At 63.7% G+C, this 16,805-nt stretch carries 10 protein-coding genes; 6 read left to right on the top strand and 4 right to left on the bottom strand.

Features of this window, described 5'->3' with window-relative positions; genetic code table 11:
- Nucleotides 1-3 precede the first annotated feature (3 nt).
- The 4 genes from AC2FNJ_RS15895 to AC2FNJ_RS15880 all read right to left on the bottom strand — a co-directional run bounded on the left by AC2FNJ_RS15895 (nucleotide 4) and on the right by AC2FNJ_RS15880 (nucleotide 7,222).
- On the bottom strand, nucleotides 4-2,808 hold the full coding sequence (locus tag AC2FNJ_RS15895) for a peroxidase family protein (RefSeq protein ID WP_496765621.1): 2,805 nt from the start codon (nucleotides 2,806-2,808) through the stop codon (nucleotides 4-6).
- Between the two features lie 13 nt (nucleotides 2,809-2,821).
- Nucleotides 2,822-4,552 (bottom strand): thiamine pyrophosphate-binding protein, encoded by a 1,731-nt coding sequence (locus AC2FNJ_RS15890; RefSeq protein ID WP_496765619.1) that lies wholly within the window; start codon nucleotides 4,550-4,552, stop codon nucleotides 2,822-2,824.
- A gap of 178 nt (nucleotides 4,553-4,730) precedes the next feature.
- The gene (locus AC2FNJ_RS15885) at nucleotides 4,731-5,597 is read right to left on the bottom strand and encodes a CobW family GTP-binding protein (protein WP_496765618.1); all 867 of its coding nucleotides are present in this window, start codon (nucleotides 5,595-5,597) and stop codon (nucleotides 4,731-4,733) included.
- Nucleotides 5,594-7,222, bottom strand: a complete 1,629-nt coding sequence (locus AC2FNJ_RS15880) for an amidohydrolase (RefSeq protein ID WP_496765617.1) — start codon at nucleotides 7,220-7,222, stop codon at nucleotides 5,594-5,596. Before AC2FNJ_RS15880 ends, AC2FNJ_RS15885 begins: the two co-directional genes overlap by 4 nt.
- A 95-nt stretch (nucleotides 7,223-7,317) precedes the next feature.
- Between AC2FNJ_RS15880 and AC2FNJ_RS15875 the strand changes: the two genes are divergently transcribed.
- The 6 genes from AC2FNJ_RS15875 to AC2FNJ_RS15850 form a co-directional block, all read left to right on the top strand.
- Nucleotides 7,318-8,241, top strand: coding sequence for a LysR family transcriptional regulator (locus tag AC2FNJ_RS15875; RefSeq protein ID WP_496765615.1), 924 nt, complete (start codon nucleotides 7,318-7,320; stop codon nucleotides 8,239-8,241).
- Nucleotides 8,242-8,401: 160 nt separating this feature from the next.
- Nucleotides 8,402-9,409 (top strand): TRAP transporter substrate-binding protein, encoded by a 1,008-nt coding sequence (locus AC2FNJ_RS15870; protein WP_496765614.1) that lies wholly within the window; start codon nucleotides 8,402-8,404, stop codon nucleotides 9,407-9,409.
- A gap of 67 nt (nucleotides 9,410-9,476) precedes the next feature.
- Nucleotides 9,477-10,016: a TRAP transporter small permease gene (locus AC2FNJ_RS15865; RefSeq protein ID WP_496765613.1), complete on the top strand. Its 540-nt coding sequence runs from the start codon at nucleotides 9,477-9,479 to the stop codon at nucleotides 10,014-10,016.
- A complete protein-coding gene (locus AC2FNJ_RS15860; protein ID WP_496765611.1) occupies nucleotides 10,013-11,302 on the top strand; it encodes a TRAP transporter large permease in 1,290 nt (429 codons plus the stop codon). The genes AC2FNJ_RS15865 and AC2FNJ_RS15860 overlap by 4 nt, the downstream gene beginning before the upstream one ends.
- A gap of 9 nt (nucleotides 11,303-11,311) precedes the next feature.
- Nucleotides 11,312-12,910, top strand: a complete 1,599-nt coding sequence (locus AC2FNJ_RS15855; RefSeq protein WP_496765610.1) for an N-acyl-D-amino-acid deacylase family protein — start codon at nucleotides 11,312-11,314, stop codon at nucleotides 12,908-12,910.
- A gap of 368 nt (nucleotides 12,911-13,278) precedes the next feature.
- A partial coding sequence (locus AC2FNJ_RS15850) for a hypothetical protein (protein WP_496765608.1) occupies nucleotides 13,279-16,805 on the top strand: 3,527 nt, incomplete at its 3' end.

Genomic DNA, 16,805 nt, shown 5'->3' with positions numbered 1-16,805 from the left:
CGCTCAACCCCCGTCGACCACGCGCCAGGGCGCGAAGGCGGTACCGGTTTTCGGAAGAACGGCGGCGAATTCCGGGAAGTGGCGCAGCAGGAGGGATTTCATGCCGTTCCGCGCAATCCAATCCATGCCGAGCGGCGTGTACACCTCGGGCCGGAAATCGGTGGTCAGGAACCGGTCGGATTGCAGCCGCCGCGACGCCATCAGGATGAACACGCGGAACGCGGTGTCGGAAAAGCCGAACCCATCAGGCGGTGTTTCGCCCAGCAGGCCGATCACGGTATCCACCTTGTCGATGTCGCCGTAGAGCTCCTCGAGGATGCGGTTGGTTTCGGGGCTGGCGGTCAGATCCTCCCACCGCGTCACCGGCGGCATGTGCAGCCCCTTGCGGAATGCGTTGTAGCGCGGCACCCGCCGCGCCCGCGTCCGCACGATGTCCACGACCGAAAGGTCGATCACCTCGCCGAACCGTTCGAAGTTCTGCAGCGATTTCGGGAAGTTGTGCAGGGTGATCGCCCCCGGATGGGCAATCCCGAGCGAATAGAGCGAGTCCCGCAAGCCCAGATGCCGCATCTGCTCGTCGGTCTGCTCCCCCTGAATGTCGAGGAACGTGCGGCGCGTCTTTTCCTTTCCGGTTTCGAAATCATAGAAGATGTAGTCGTCCGGGATCAGCGGGTGCATGCGGTAGACGGTGGCGAATTCCTCGGTCAGCGCATAGCGTGCCGTGTGATGGTCGGGCTGGGTCTCGGGAATGCCCTTGAGCGCATGGGTGTCCGTCAGCCAGATTCCCAGCCGGGTCAGCCACGACCTGGGCGGGCCGTACCAGTTGGTCTTCATGCCGATGTCCAGCGCCTCGGTTCCCAGGATCGCCGGCGTCCACTCGACCGTGTGGATCTTGGCGATGAGCGCGGACACGATCAGGCGCGCGGTCTGATAGACCCGCTCTTCGTCCATGTTCGGGTATTCACGGCTCAGGGCGTCACAGATCGCGTTGTGCTCGCGCGCAAACAGCGTGTGCATGGTCGACAGGCCCAGCCACCAGCTTTCGTTGAAGCCGGTCATGGCAAAGCCCGCGACGTTCTCGGGCAGATAGCCGTTGTCCAGCTTGATCCTGGCCCCGTCCCGCAACGCCATGGCCTGTTTCGACGAGGTGCCGTAGACTTCGGACCCGTCCCACCAATGCGAGGTTTCGTTGGCGAACAGAAAGGGATCGTCAGCGCCTTCCAGCGGGATGTTGCCGGCAATGCGCATTTCGCGCTCGGGTTCGCCATCCAGACTGTTGCGCCATTCGGGATAGGAGTCGGGGATCGGAACGACGTCGTCATTCTCACCCAGTTTGCGCCGTTCATGCGAAACCCAGTCATGCACCTGAAACTGGATCCAGGATGCCGCAAGCACGTTGAGGATCCTGGCGGGGATGAACGTCTTGCGGTCCATCAGCCTTCGGGCGACCTCGACCGGATTGGGGCTGTCGGTCGGTTGGACCTGCGGCGGCATGTTGCGGCCAAAGCTGGCGCCGACGGCGCCCATCTTCGGATCCGACAAATCGTTGTAGCTGCCGTCATAGGTGCGGTACATCCGCTGTTCGGCGGTCGGTTCGGGTGGGACGGCGCGGGCTGTGGGGGTCTCTTCCTCGGGGTCGGTGTCGATCAGGCTTTTCTGGCGCAGATCGTGCCGCAGAGCGTCGAGGTTCAGAAGCTGCAGCAGCAAGACCGGAATCCTGTGCCACGGCACCCGGCGGTTGACCACCCGCAGGATCGCCCGCGCCGAGGTGCCGAAGATCAGGTTCTGCAAAGGCGGCGGCGGAGCCTTGAACCGCTTGCCCTGCCGGTGCGCGGCCGAGGCGTCATAGACCCCTTTGCGCGCCCGGTTGAGGTTGCCGAGCGGGCGGAAGGCTTCGGTCGTGTTCCACGGATTGAATGCCATGCCGTCCACGGCAACGGACTCGGCCAACGCCTCGGGCGTGGACAGATCGCGTGCGGGCAACACCAACTCGGCCACCTTGACCGGCGGGCTGACGGTTTCGGTCCATTCGTGGGCCGCGTCCTCGATCGGTGTCTGGGCTTCGGACACGAACCGCTGCACGTAGAGGTCGAACTGGATGTCCCCGGCCGCCTGCCGTGCCGCAAACTCCGACGACAGGCGCGCCGGCCCGACGAATTCGCCCGAAACCCCAGGCGTTCCGGGCGCGGGTTTGAACGTGTAGCGCACCGCCTCGTTGCCCCAGGCGATGGCGCCGCGGCTCCAATAGATTTCCAGCGCAACGCTGTCGCACTGCCGCAACGCGCCGCGCACGTTTTGCAGCATCCGCCATGTCTCGGACGGCCCCAGAACGAAGGCCAGCCGCACCAGGCCGAACAGTTTCGACACGGTTCCCCCGGCCAAGGCATGGGCAAACACCACGAATTGGCGCGCATTGCGGGCGTGCGGCACTGGGAAATTGGTGGCCAGAAGATCGTGATGGATGCCCTCGGTCTCTTCGATCCGCACCGCGACGCCGCGCAAGTCCTTTTCCTCGTCCGACTGGGTTCTGGACGATGCGTTCGAAAACCGGACCACGGCCGGATAGGCGGCGCCGGGTTTGGCGAACCCCACCTCAAGGTCGTCCGGCAAATCCTCGATGAACCGCAACTCCGCACCCTTGAGCGCCGCGATCGACTTGGTGTGCAGCGCGCGGTCCACGTGCCGGGCCTTGGCCGCCGCCTGCGACCGAAGCTGCGCGGCCATCATCATCTGGGCGAGTTCCTTGGTCTCCTTCCGTTCGGCCTCCGGAGAACCGCCCACATAGGTTTCCGTCCACTTTGCTGACATCGCGGCCTCCAATTCACAACCCGAAACGTTTGCGCACTCCCGACCAGATCGCCGCCAGAACGCCTTCGGGATGCGGGGAATAGTGCGGCAGCGCAAGGCGCGTGATCCTTGCATCGATCAGCGCCGGTTTGCCGCTGGCCAGGGCGGCGCGGAAGGCGCGTTCGAAGTCTTCGAGCTTGTCCACCGTATACCCTTCGGCGCCGCAGGCGCGCGCATAGGCGGCATAGTCGGGGTTGTCGAACTCGACCAATCCGGTCTTGAAGAAAGCCGACAATTGATAAAGCTTGATCAGCTTGAACTCGCGGTCGTTGAAGACGACCCAGACCACCGGGATGCCGTATTGCACCGCCGTCATCAGCTCGAAACCGGTCATCAGATACGATCCGTCGCCCACCGCGGCGATGACCGGACGGTTCATCTCGGCGTATTTCGCGCCGATCGCACCGCACACGCCGATCCCCATCGGGCCGTAGGTTCCGGGTTTGCGAAAGTTCTGCCCGTCCTTGAGTTCGAGGTAATACCCGGTCCAGGCCGCGTGCGCCCCGGCATCGGTCAGGACGATTCCGCCGGGCGGCAGCATCTGCGAGATCTTCTGGACCATCTCGCCCGGATGCAGTTCCTTTTGCGGCGAGATGATGAAGCGTTCGTCATAATCCTTGGGCCGATAGTCGCGTTGCTCGACCGGCCCGACCGCGGCATCCAGCCGGGCGTACAGGTCTTCCAACGCCAGCCGCGCATCGCCCTGGATAACGTGATCGGCCTTGTAGAACTTGTCGAATTCACCCGGGTCGATATTGACGTGGATCAGGGTCTTGCCGTCGAACAACCCGTCGAAGAAATCGAACGTGGCGTGCTGGGCAAAGGAATTGCCGACCGCCAGCACGACATCCGCATCCCCAAACAGCTCCCACGCGGCCTTGTGGCCGGAATCGCAGTAAAGCCCGATGGCGAGGGGATGTTCTTCGGGCACGATGCCCTTGCCGTCCATGGTGGTGAGCAGCGGGATCTGGAACCGCTCGACAAAGCGTTTGGTGATCTCATACGCCCTGGCCCGGATCGTACCAAATCCCGCAAGCATCACGACGGTCTTGTCCGCGGCAATGGCCTTTTGCAGGGCGTTGGCGGCCTTGTCGATTTGCGCCGCAGCCGGCCGGGCGCCCGTTTCGGGACGTGTCAGGGGGCGGAAATCGGCAACTTCTATATTGGGGTCGGTGATGTCTTCGGCGATGGCCACGTGCACCGGGCCGGGCCGGCCCTCGAAGGCCACATTGATCGCGCGCTGCAACGTGTCCATCAGGTCGGCGGGATCCGTGACGAGGTAATCGGCGGGTTCGCCGGTTTCGGGATCCTTCTTGGTCACGGCCCGAAAGATCATCCGCGAATCCGGCGTTCTGGCCAGTCCGGAGGTTTCGTTCAGCCCGCCGCGCCCTTGCCAGGCCACCGTGGAATAGCCGGAGATCGCCAGCAGAGGATAGCTGTCCGTCAATGCGACCGACAGGCCCGAGATCAGATTGAACGCCCCCGGCCCGGCGGTGGCAAAACACACGCCCAGCTTGTCGGTGAACATCGCATGGCCGCAGGCCATGAACGCCGCGCCCTGTTCGTTCTTGGCGATGATCGGCCGGATCTTTTCCGAGGCATCGAGCGCAAGCATCAAGCCGGCGGCATTTTCGCCCGCGCCACCGTAAGCTGCATCGACGCCAATAGATTCGAGGGCGGCAACAACCGCTTCGTAAACCCGCATTCAATGCACCCCGAAAAATGAATTTCTCTAGTATAGTTTGTACAAAATACCAAATAATCGCGGATTAAGATAGTCAGGCCCGCTGGTTACGGTGAAATCCCGCCCATTCAGCCGGTTGAAATGACTGTCGGAAAACCGGCAGCGCACGATACGCGCAAGCCAGTTCCAACGCGATGGTTCAGGCCCCGGACCACCAGGCCTCGATCTCGTCGGTGGTGACGCGGTCGGCGAGGCCCAGGGCCACCAGCCCCGGTTCCAGCGGCGCTTGGACCGGTCGGATATCCTGCACCCCTCCGACGACCTGCACTTCCAGGGTTCCCTCCTCGGTCTCGACGAAGCCCTTTACTCTGTAGAGCCCGTCGGGCCTTTGGCTCAGCTTGCCTTCCAGAGCCTGACGGTTTCGCAGATTTGGTCGGGAACAATGCCAGGACGTGTAGGTTGGATGCGGCGCGGACGCCAGGTGCCGGACCAAAGGCACCACGCCCAGCAAGAGCGGCGCGGTCGGACCATCCGTCAGAATGACCGGGCGTCGGGGGTGCAGCGGCTTGAGTGCGGTCGCAAGCCCGTCCTGCACATGGTCGGTCTTGCTCAATACCAGCAGGTCGGCGGCGCGGATCTGCTGACGGATCTGGGGCGCGATCTGTGCGTCGGCCAGCAGGCTCAGAGTATTGCCTGCATCCACCACGGTGATTGTACCGGCATAGCTCAGATCCGGTTCGGCATGGGCGACATTGGCGATGGCAGCCGGATCGGCAATGCCGCTGGCTTCGATGATCAGGTGATCGGGGCGCTGCTTTCGGTCCAGTATGTCGCCGATCGTCAGGAACAGGTCGGCCCCCATCGTGCAGCAGACGCATCCATTGGTCAGCGCGATCGTGTCCTCTTCGGCCGAGGCCAGCAGGGCCGCGTCGACGTTGATGGCGCCGAAGTCGTTGACCAGCACCATCAGGCGCAGTCCGTGATCCTCGGACAGCAACCGGTTGATGAGCGTGGTCTTGCCCGCGCCCAGGTATCCGCCAATGACGGTCAGCGGCAGCCGGGTCACAGCAGATGCACCTCGCCGCCCGATACGGTGCCAAGAACCGGCACGTCCTTCAGCCGTTCCGGCGCGACTTGGGTCGGGTCATCGCCCAGCACCGTGAAATCGGCGATCTTGCCGGTTTCGATGCTGCCGATTTCCGCATCGAGCCCAAGGGTATAGGCCGCGCCCAGCGTGATCGCATGCAAGGCTTCGTCCACTGTGATCCGCTGCGCCTCGCCCAGAACCCGGCCGGACATCGTCCGGCGATTGACCGCGCACCAGGCGGTGAACAGCGGCGCCATCGGCGTCACCGGGGCATCCGAGTGAATCGCGACGCGCACGCCTTCGTCCAGCGCGGTGCGCGCCGCATCCATGCGCCGCGCCCGGTCCTCGCCAATGGTCAACGCCGCGTGCTGGTCTCCGAAATACCAGATGTGGTTGGAAAAGATGTTGGTGCACACGCCAAGGCGCGCGCATCGCCTGAACTGGTCGGCGCCCATCATCTGGCAATGCTGCAGGACATGCCGGGCATCGGGCCAGGGGTGTTTGCGCGCGGCCGCGTCCAACGCATCCAGCGCAACTGCCGACGCTTCGTCGCCGTTGACGTGGATATGCATTTGAACGCCGTGCCGTTGCATCGCCTCGCAGAGGGCAAAGATCCGCTCGGGCGGGGTGTTCCAGATTCCGTTGGGCTGACCGCCGACATAGCCCGGCCATTTCACGCGGGCGGTCCAGCCCTGTATCGAGCCATCCGTCATCAGCTTGACCGCGCCCAGCCGCAGCTTGTCCGAGGAGCGCGATTTGTGCGCCAGCGCCCGCTGCGCGAATGTGTCGGGATCGCCGCCGCCCGCGCCCAGGGCCGGGACGATCCGAACAGGGAAACCCGGCTCTCCCGTCACCGAGAGGAGTGCTTCGATGTCGGCGTCTTCCATTTCGGCAAACAGGTCGGTCGTGGTGGTCACACCGGCGCGTCGGCAAACCGCCGCATAGGTCCGGACAACATCGGTCTGTTGGGTCAGCGCCCGGAAATCGATGCCGGTCCGCCGCATGACCGGAAACATCGCCGCCATTTCCTGCAACTCGCCCGTGGGTTCGCCGTCAGGGCCTTTCACGATGCCTTCGACATTGCTGTGCCGATCATACCCCGCAAGGGCAAGGGCCGCCGAATTCACGCACATGAGGTGGAAGTTGGAAAACAGAACCGCGATCGGCCGCTGGCTAGACACCTGATCCAGGTGCCGGCGCCCCAACCGCTCCGACTGCAGGAATATGGGATCGAACCCCCAGGCCACCAGCGGATCGTCCTTTGGCAGTTCGGCGTCATACAGGCGCAGCCGCTCGATCACGGCGGAGATGTCGGACATGCCCTCGTGCAGCACACCGTTCGGGTCCAGCCGGTCGTGATACCCCGCATAGGCAAAGCGCCACATCGCGCCGGCCATCATGTGCGCGTGGCCTTCGACGAAGCCCGGCATCACCACCGCCTCGGCCAGGCGTTCGTCGTGAACCACGGCTTCGCCCGGCCAGACGCAGCCCTCGTCACCGACCGCCAGGATCTTTCCGTCTCGCACGGCGACATGGGTCGCCTCGGGCCGGTTCGGGTCCATCGTGATGATCTTGCGGCAGCGGAACAGGGTGGTTGGGGCCATGATGTCCTCTTGGTTGTCAACCGGAGTACCGCAACTTCAATCCGCGACAAAATGGATTTACTATCTCAATAAGGCCCAACAGATGTGGGAATGCCATGAAGTTCACCTTGAAACAGCTAAGATATTTCGATGCCGCGATGCGCACGGGTTCGATTGCGCGCGCCGCGACCGAGATGAACATCTCCCAATCCTCGATCACTGCCGCCATCGACCAGATCGAACAGACGATCGGGGCGGAACTGTTCCGCAGAATTCCCGCCAAGGGGCTGGTCTCGACCGAGCTGGGCCGTCAGGCCGGCCGGCACATCTCGGCCTTTCTGGAGCAGTCGCGGGTGTTCGAATCCGACCTTCTGTCGCTGGCCGGCGATCCCACCGGAACGCTGCGGCTGGCCTGTTACGAGCCCACAGCGCCCTATGTGCTGCCGCCGCTCCTGCGCCGGATCGCCGACAGTTACCCGGATATCCGGATCGACGTGATGGAAGGCGACATGCAGGTGGTCAACGACCTGCTGCGTTCCGGCGCGGTCGATGCGGTCCTGACCTACCGGCGCTATACCCATCCGGACAACCGGTTCGTGCCGCTGTTTCGTGCCCGCCCCTGGGCGCTGGTTCCACACAACTCGCCGCTTTCCGGTCAACGCACGGTCACGCTGGAGGAGCTTTCCGAACAACCGCTCATCATGCTCGACGTGCACGGCACGCGGGAATATTTCCTGAGCATGTTCCAGAAGCAGGGACTTGCACCCGACATCGTTCACAGCACCAAGTCGGGCGCGGTGTTGCGGGGCCTCGTCGGCGCCGGCTTCGGCTATGCCATCCTGAACATCTGCGGCCCGAACGACCGGGACAGGCAAGGTGGCTACGGGGCCGTTCCGATCGCGGGCGAGGTCGATGAACCCCTGTACGGGATCGGTTATGCGGCGCAGCTGGAAAACTCTGCGGTCGTGCGCGCGATCATCGATATCGGCACCGGTCTGGCGCGCGAGGGGACATTCGATCATCTGCTGATGCAGCCTTAACCACAAAAAATAGGCCTTTTCTCCCCACAAAACCCTGTTTTCTAGCGGTATGCGCATCGGCTACCGTTGGGGCAATACCCGCCGGGTCCGAAATCAAGAAGTCGCCCCATCCGAAAGGGAACCGATCCGGCGGACGAATGTGCTGCCAGGGAGGATAGACATGCACAGACGTACCCTCATTCAGTATGCAACCTCGTTTTCGCTTGCCGCCGGGCTGACCCTGTCCGCACTTCCGGCATCGGCGGCGGATGTGACGATGAACCTGGGCTTCGGTGCGCCCGAAGCGTCGATCTATGGCCGGTTCGGAACCATCTTCAAGGAAAAGCTCGAAGCGATTTCCGATGGCGCCATCGAAGTCAAGCTGCGCTGTTGCAACCAGATTTCGACCGAGGACGAAGCCTTCAAGGCGATGCAGCTGGGCACCGTGGACGGTTTCTTCATCACCGCCAACAACGTGTCGCCGCATTGGCCGCTGATGGACGTGACGGTTCTGCCCTACATCTTCCAGGACACCGCGCATCTGGAAAAGGTGGTCGATGGTGAGGTCGGCCAGTTGATGAAGGATCGCCTGCAGGCGGACACGAGCGTGCATCTGCTCAGCTTCGGTCCGGCGCTGTATCGCGATTTCTACAACTCCAAGCGGCCGATCAACACGATGGCCGACATGGAAGGGCTCAAGATCCGGGTGCCCAAGAATGAAGTCATGATCGCCACGTTCGAAGCCTTCGGCGCCGAACCGGTGCCGCTGGCCTGGTCGGAAACCCCGACCGCCCTGCAGACCGGAACCGTGGATGGCGGCGACAACGGAACCTCGTTCATCCGCGACATGAAATTCTATGAATTCGAACCGCATCTGGTGATCCTCGAACATTTCGTGGCGATGGCGCCGTTGTTTGCGTCAGATGCCTTCATGAACCGGCTGACCGACGAACAGCGCGCGATGGTGCAACAGGCGGCCGACGAGGCCGGGGCCGAGCTGCGCCGCCAGGTCCAGAACGAGACCGAGGAAATCCGCGAATGGCTGGTGGCCGAGGGCGGCATGGCGATGACGCGCCCGGACAAGGCCGATTTCATCGCGGCGGCACAGGAAATCCAGCAATCCTTCGCGCAGGAACGCGGGCAGGATTTCGTGGATCTCGTGAACGCGATCCAGGGTGAGGCCAACTGAGGCGTCCGATGCCGGCGGGGCGCTCTCCCGCCGGCTGCTTTTCTTCATGAACAACGGGTAGACCACGATGTCGGCTCTCAAATGGTTGGAACGGCATTTCGAGGAATTGATCTGCTGCAGCGCATTGGTGGTGATCGCCGTCTGCGTCTTTGCGCAGGTCATCGCCCGCTACGTGTTCGAAACGGCCCTGCACTGGTCCGAGGAGATTGCGTCGATCAGCATGGTCTGGGCCGTCTACATGGGCGCGTCCCTGTGCGTGCGGGAGCGGTTTCACATCCGCATTCTGGTCGGGGTCAAGGCGCTGCCGGAACGCGCGGGCCGGATCGTGATCTTCGTTGCCGATCTGGCCTGGGCGCTGTTCTCGCTTTTCATGATCAAGGTGTGCTGGGACTATCTGGCCGTCCTGTGGAAGTTCACCTCGCGCAGTCCGAGCTTGGGGATCGACCAGTTCTATCCGCAGTCCATTCTGGTGATCGGCTATGCGTTGATGCTGGTGCGCCTGATCCAGACCTACATCGCCTGGTACAAGGACGGTGGCGAGGGCATTCCCGGCATGCTGCACGAGGAATGGGATGAAACCGTCAAGGAGCAGGAGCACCAGCTGTGAACTCCCTCCTGATCCTGGCCTTTGCCTTTGTCATCCTGACCCTGATCGGCACGCCGCTGTTCGTTGCGGTCGGCGTCACCACGGCGCTTGCGCTCTATCTGATCGACATTCCCTATACTCTGATGGCGCAGACCGGGTATTCCAGTCTGACGCCCTTTCCCCTGCTGACCATTCCGCTCTTCGTGCTTGCCGGACGGTTGATGGAGGTCGGCGGCATGGCCAACCGGATGATCGCCATCGCGACCAAGCTCGTCGGCGCCTATCGCGGGTCCATGGGGTTGGTCACGGTGTTTGCCTGCATGCTGTTTGCCGCGCTGTCTGGATCCGGCCCCGCCACCACGGCGGCCATCGGATCGGTGACGGTCCCGGCGATGCGGCGCGATGGCTATGACGTGCCGTTTGCGGCCGCTATCACCGCCAGCGCCGGGGCGCTTGGCAGCCTCATCCCGCCGTCCAACCTGATGATCATCTATGGTCTGGTGTCGGAAACCTCGATCCCGCGGCTGTTCCTGGCCGGGTTGATACCCGGCTTCATGGTGACGGTGCTGCTGATGATCACCACCTACATCATCGCCCGCAAGCGCGGCTATGGCGGCACGGGACACCCGTTCTCGTGGCAGCCCTTCCTGAAGGCCGCATGGGACGGCAAATGGTCGATCGGCGCACCGGTTCTGATCCTCGGCGGCATCTATGGCGGCGCCTTCACTCCGACCGAGGCGGCGGGTGTGGCCGTGTTCTATGCGCTGTTCGTCGGCTTGTTCATCTATCGCGAACTCACGGTCCGCAAGATCATCGATGCGTTGCGCTTCACCGCCTTGCTGACCGGCATCCTGATCCTGCTGACGCCCACGCTCGCCTTTGGACAGCTGACCGCATTCTACGACGTGCCCGCGGCGGTGCAGCAGGGCATTACCTCGATCACCGAAAACCCGATTCTGGTGATGCTGCTGATCGGTGTCTTCTACATCTTCATCGGCACCTTCATGGAGTCGCTGGCGCAGATCGTCCTGTTCACGGCGGTTTTCCTGCCGCTGGCCGTGTCGCTCGGGATCGACCCGGTGCTGTTCGGCGTCTTCACCGTCATCACCTGCGAGATCGGTTTCCTCACGCCGCCTCTGGGCGCGAACCTGACCGTCGCGGCTCGCATTTCCGGCGTTTCGATGGAGCGGATCTCGGTCGCCGTGCTGCCGTTCATCCTGGCCTACATCATCGGCATGGTGGTCCTGATCCTGATCCCGGACCTGACACTGTTCCTGCCCGACTGGGTATACGGAGAAGCAAAATAGGGGAGAGCCATGTTCGACGTGATCCTCAAGGGCGGCCATGTTCTGGATGGCGCCGGTACAGAAGCCTACGCCGCCGATATCGGCCTCAGGGGCGACCGGATCGCCGCGATCGGCCAGCTTGACGGGAACGGTTCGGCCGAGATCATCGACGTTTCCGGACTGGCCGTCGCGCCCGGTTTCGTCGACATGCACACGCATTCCGATTTCACGCTGATCGCCGACGGACGCGCCCAAAGCCAGGTGCATCAGGGCGTGACGACCGAAGTCGTCGGCCAGTGCGGCATCAGCTGTGCGCCGGTCTGCGATCACGATGTGATCCCCTCGGTATCGCCCTGGTACACCGACAAGGCCGATCATCCGCATTGGCGCAGTTTCGGCGAATATCTCGACGCGCTCGACAAGACCGATCTCGGCGTGAATGTCATGGCCTTTGTCGGCCACGGCAGCATCCACCGCGCGGTGCTGGGCGAGGCGCTGCGCGCCGGAGAACCGGACGAGATCGATCAAATGAGCCGGATGGTCGATCAGGCCCTGGAGGAGGGGGCAGGGGGGTTTTCGACCGGCCTGGAATACTGGCCCGGCATCCTCGCCGCGCCCGAGCATCTGGTGCCCATGTGCGAACGGGCGGCGCAACGCGGACGGCTTTATGCCACCCATGTGCGCAACCGGGACACCCATTATGATCTGGGTTTTGCCGAGGCGATCGCCACGGCCCGGCAAGCGGGCGCGCGGCTGCAGATCTCGCACATCCAGCCGAAATTCGGTGCGCCGGACTATGCGATGGAGCACACGCTCGAAATGATCGAGCTGGCGCGCCGGCATGACGTGGACATCGCGTTCGATGTCATCCCGCATGACTGGAACCACACGCTCACCGCCGCGATCCTGCCGAAATGGGCGCAGGCGGGCGGGCTGGACGAGGTGCTCAAGCGGCTGTCCGATCCCGAGCAGCGCGAAAGGATAATGGCCAACCCGCAGCCCATGTGGCTGATCGTCAAGGCCCGGAAATGGAGCGACATCGTGCTTCTGAACGCGACCGTCAACAAGGATCTGATCGGCGCCGATTTCGCCGAGATCGGCCGCATGCGCGGCGTGGATCCGTATGACGCCGTGCTCGACATCCTGCTGGAAGAGGGCGAGAATCTGATGGGCGTGTTCTGGTCTTCCAAGTCCTTTCGCAACGAGGACATAGACCTGTGTCTGCAGCAGCCCGAATGCGCGGTGATTTCGGACACGATCGCGGTGGCCAATGATGGCATCCTCAAGGATCATGTCGGATCGCTGAGCGGCTATGGCTGGGCGGCCCGGTTCCTGCAGTACTATGTGCGTGATCGGAACGTGCTGCCGCTGACCGACGCCATCCGCCGGATCACTTCCGTGCCCGCCGATCGCCTGGGCCTGAAGGATCGCGGACGGCTGAAGACCGGGCACAAGGCGGACATCTGCGTTTTCGACCCGGCCAGCATCGCCAGCAACTGTTCGGCCCGTCACCCCCGGCGCTACGCCTCGGGCATCGCGCATGTTCTGGTGAACGGCCGCTTCGCCATGCGCGACGGTCGGCGGACAACGGAAAACGCGGGCGAAGTGCTGAGGGAATTCGCGGCGTAAGCACCAGCAACGCCTGGTCTGTGTGCGTCACTGGCGCTGCCCCGTTCCAATATCAGGCGAATTCGGGTACTCTTTTGCAAACGAGGCGCGATTCCGACCCGCTTCACGCAATCAAGAGCATTCCCCGCCGAATTGGCGGCAACCTATTGTAATCAATACTCTTTCAGGTCGGTTCGGTTTATTCCGCTGCGCCGCCGGCCCGGGTTTCCCATGCGGCCGGCCACGAAGGACCGTGGACCATGACGATACATTCCGATCCACCGCGATTGCCGCGTTCTTCGTCCTGCAACTGCGCGACCGCTCAGGTGTTCCCCGGCACGACTCAGCCCTGATTTCACCCCAAACTTTGCACACGGAGGACCATTGTCATGTCCGGAAAGACCGAAACCGCCCATACGAAACATCAAACCGGCTATCGGCTTGTCCGGACGCGCAAACCGGGCGCAGGCGGTTACGGCAAGGACCGGCCCGGCCAAAGTGGCGGCACCGAGGAAACGCCCGATCCCTTGGCCCTTTTCGGACCCGACGACACACTGGTTGCGGCGGCGGACCGGTCGGTGATCCACGTCTATCGGTTCGAGGACTATGGACAGAACAAGGCCAAACCCGTCGCGCGCGGCAAGCTGAGCGGCGTGCCGGTGAAGCTGATCCCCGGCGGACGCCGTGGCGCACTGACCCTCTATGCAATCGACACTGAAGGCAGGCTGCACAAGGGCGATTTTCGCGCCGCCGGGGACGCGCCAGCCGGGGACGCGAAGTTCCAACGCATCGCCGCGGAAATCGACGCGCCCATCCGCGACATGGTCGTGCTGCGCCGGCGGTCGGTGCTGCTGACCGGCGAGAGCGGCAACGTGGAGCTTTGGGAGCTCGACCGCCGTTCCGGGCGCGTGACGCCACTCGGGCCGCTGCACCTGGATGCCGAGATTTCGGCGCTCGATGCCGACCGGCATGACATTCTGATCGGTCGCGAACGCGGTGAGGCGCGGCTGATTCTTGTCGGCGAAGACAGCAAGACCGCCGGACCCGAGGTGCACGGTTTCGAAGTCGAACGAGTCACCGCCGCCACCGTGATCGACGGCACGCATCTGGTTCTGGCACAAAAGGGCGGGCAGGTCCGCAAGGTGGATCTACGCGCATCCGCCATCCCCGAGGCGGCGGCCCGGGTGGCCGACCCGCTGGCGCGGCTGTGCTACGTTCTCAGAACTCTCCTGAAACGCTGCGGCTGCGATTGCGACTGCAAGGGTCCCGGAACGCCCGGCGGCGGCGACCCGAACGGCGGAGGACGCCCCGGCGACGACGAACCCTGCGGCGACCGGCACCGCGCCAAGCTGGGGTTCACCGTGCACCACCTGGCACGGGTCGGCAGCCATCTGGTCGCCTTCGCGCGCGGCGGCACCCGCATGGCCATCCTGGACCGGCGTCTGAACATCCTGGCCGAGCGCAGGCTCGACCGGCAGGGCGCCGCGATCGCGACCGGGCAGACGCACAGTCAGAACATGCTCCTGCACCTGCCGCGCAAGGGCGTCGTGGAGACACTGGCGCTTGCCGACTTTGCCGCCACCCTGAAACCGCGCCTGCCCGACGATTTCATCCCGGTGCCGCTTCCCCAGCCCAAGACCGTGACATACTGGGGCCGAACCGACGCGCCGGCGGTGCCCAACCCCACGGTCAAGGTCTGCCTCTTTCCGGTGATCGACAACGGCCAGACCTTCAACGACCCGGACATGGCCAAACTGATGGCCCAGATCGAGGCCAAGAGCTTTGACCGCATCAACGATTACTACGACGAATGCAGCTTTGGCGATGCCGACTATCAGTTCACCACCTTCGGCTATGACATCGGCGGCGTTCGCACACCGCTGGTTCTGCCGCAGCCGGTCAGCGACTATTGGTGGGACGCCTATCGGGGGGGCGGGCTCAAGGCGGTGTTGCCCGCCGACTGGACCGATCCGTTGATCTTCGACGGCACCGAAGAGCTGGAGATCCTGACCCACCCACGGGCCGGGGCCGACAACAGCTATGCCATCCCCTTTGCCGCGATGTGGACCGACCGGAGTCATGGGGTCTATCCGGTTGTGGTGGATTTCACCGGCACCGAAACGGCGGAACTCGCGGTCGAAACGCAGACCGGCGACAGCCACACGCTGACGCTCAATTTCGGAGCACTCAACCTCACGCTCGATCAGGCCGACGATCATGACGTGTTCCTGACCGCGCTGGCCGATCATGTCACGGCGGCGATCCGCGCGGCCGAGGCCGGCATCGCCGGCAGCCCCATGCTGATCCAGGACGTGGTCTATCGGCGCGAACGCACCTCCGGGGACGAAACCGAATTCGGTCGGCTGCAAGGCCAGTTCAGAATCCAGCCCTCGGGCGGCGCGACGCAAAAGGGACAGGTCTCGGTCACATCGGCAACCGGTACGGCGCTCAGCGATATCGGGCTCACCACATTTGGCGACACACCGGGCGTCATGAGCAGCACCGGCCGGGTCAGCGACTATTTCTCGGAATGCCTGCGCGCGGCCCAGGTCGATGCCGGCGAAGGCATCGGCGGCACGGCGGCCTATTTCGAAACCTCGGTCGGCACCGTTTTCGACGGAACCGCGCAGGAAATCGAGGTCACGGTCAGCTTCACACGGGATTTCGGCGGCCAGCAGGCGACGATGGAGGTGCAGTCCTCATCGGGTCTGGCCGGCACGGGCTGGGACACGGCGCAACCCGATCCGGGGTCGGAATGCCATCCGAACGATTCAAACGCGCTGAGACATGCCATAGACCTGTCCGATGACACGTTCACGGCGGCCTGCCAGCACATCCGCGATACGGGGGCATGGAACCGGGCCGCCGTCGCGGCGATGTTCGCGGATTTCGACGTGATGATGATCACCCATGTGGGGATGCCGCATCCCGGCATTCCGGCCGCGGAGGCCTGGAGCTGCGACGAGCCCGCCGGGTTCGCGTCGAAGCGCATGTACAAGCGGACGCACTATGCCACCGACAAGGCGCCGCCGGGCGGCGAGGATCCGGTGCAGTTCGGGACCAGCGCGATCACCGGTCAGAATTTCACCTATCTGAATTCGGCCGATCTGAACGACGAAACCGGCGTGATGGCGCACGAACTGGGGCATGCGCTGGGTCTGCCCGATCTCTATTCCGCCAACGGCTACCGCGACGATGTGCTCTATGTGGACCGCTATGCCATGATGGCGGGCGGCAACGACAAGTTTCACCATTTCTGCGGCTGGTCGAAATGGTCGCTGGGCTGGATCGCCGATGACGCCGACGCGAATGTCAACCGAACGATCTTTGTCGATCTGCCTTCGCCCACGGACACGCTGGTGCAGGAGGCGTGGCTGGTGCCGGTCGAATACTGGGACAACGCGATGCGCCAGGATGTGCGGGACGAGGTCGGCGGCAGCGTCGAGATCGGTCAGCTGATGAAACTGAACCTGGGCTCGGACGGCGGCGTGACGGCGTTTCTGGAGCTTCGAGCCGAAGGCGCGAATTTCAGCAAGAACCTCAACCCGCAACCCACGATCTATGCCACCAACGGGCTGGATCCCGACAGCGACCGGGAATGGGCGGTGAACGGTCTCTACCGCCGGCATGCCCACCGCCTGAACGCGGGGACCGAGCTGCGCAACGTGGGCGACGTATGGGACTTCGCCGCCGCGGCCGAGTTTCCGATCAAGGGCACAACCGTCCGGATCGAAGAACAGGTCACGGTGCGGGGGTCGATTCCGGTCTGGCGGGTGCGGGTCGAGCGTGAGCAGGCGGAATTCATCGATCTGCATTTCCAGGACCATGTGCCAAGCTGGAAAAGCCCCGACATCTGGGTGGACTGGGCCGGTGACAATACCGATCCGAACGTGCCTCGGGAATATCCGGTCGGAAT

It is taken from the genome of Ruegeria sp. BHSB196, assembly GCF_059613135.1.
Note: the sequence above shows the minus strand (reverse complement) of the source record. Positions and strands in the feature narration are given on the sequence as shown.

Coding starts and splice junctions, on each gene's coding strand:
- AC2FNJ_RS15895 (WP_496765621.1), bottom strand. CDS start 2,808: ATGTCAGCAAAGTGGACGGAAACCTATGTGGGCGGTTCTCCGGAGGCC.
- AC2FNJ_RS15890 (WP_496765619.1), bottom strand. CDS start 4,552: ATGCGGGTTTACGAAGCGGTTGTTGCCGCCCTCGAATCTATTGGCGTC.
- AC2FNJ_RS15880 (WP_496765617.1), bottom strand. CDS start 7,222: ATGGCCCCAACCACCCTGTTCCGCTGCCGCAAGATCATCACGATGGAC.
- AC2FNJ_RS15875 (WP_496765615.1), top strand. CDS start 7,318: ATGAAGTTCACCTTGAAACAGCTAAGATATTTCGATGCCGCGATGCGC.
- AC2FNJ_RS15870 (WP_496765614.1), top strand. CDS start 8,402: ATGCACAGACGTACCCTCATTCAGTATGCAACCTCGTTTTCGCTTGCC.
- AC2FNJ_RS15865 (WP_496765613.1), top strand. CDS start 9,477: ATGTCGGCTCTCAAATGGTTGGAACGGCATTTCGAGGAATTGATCTGC.
- AC2FNJ_RS15855 (WP_496765610.1), top strand. CDS start 11,312: ATGTTCGACGTGATCCTCAAGGGCGGCCATGTTCTGGATGGCGCCGGT.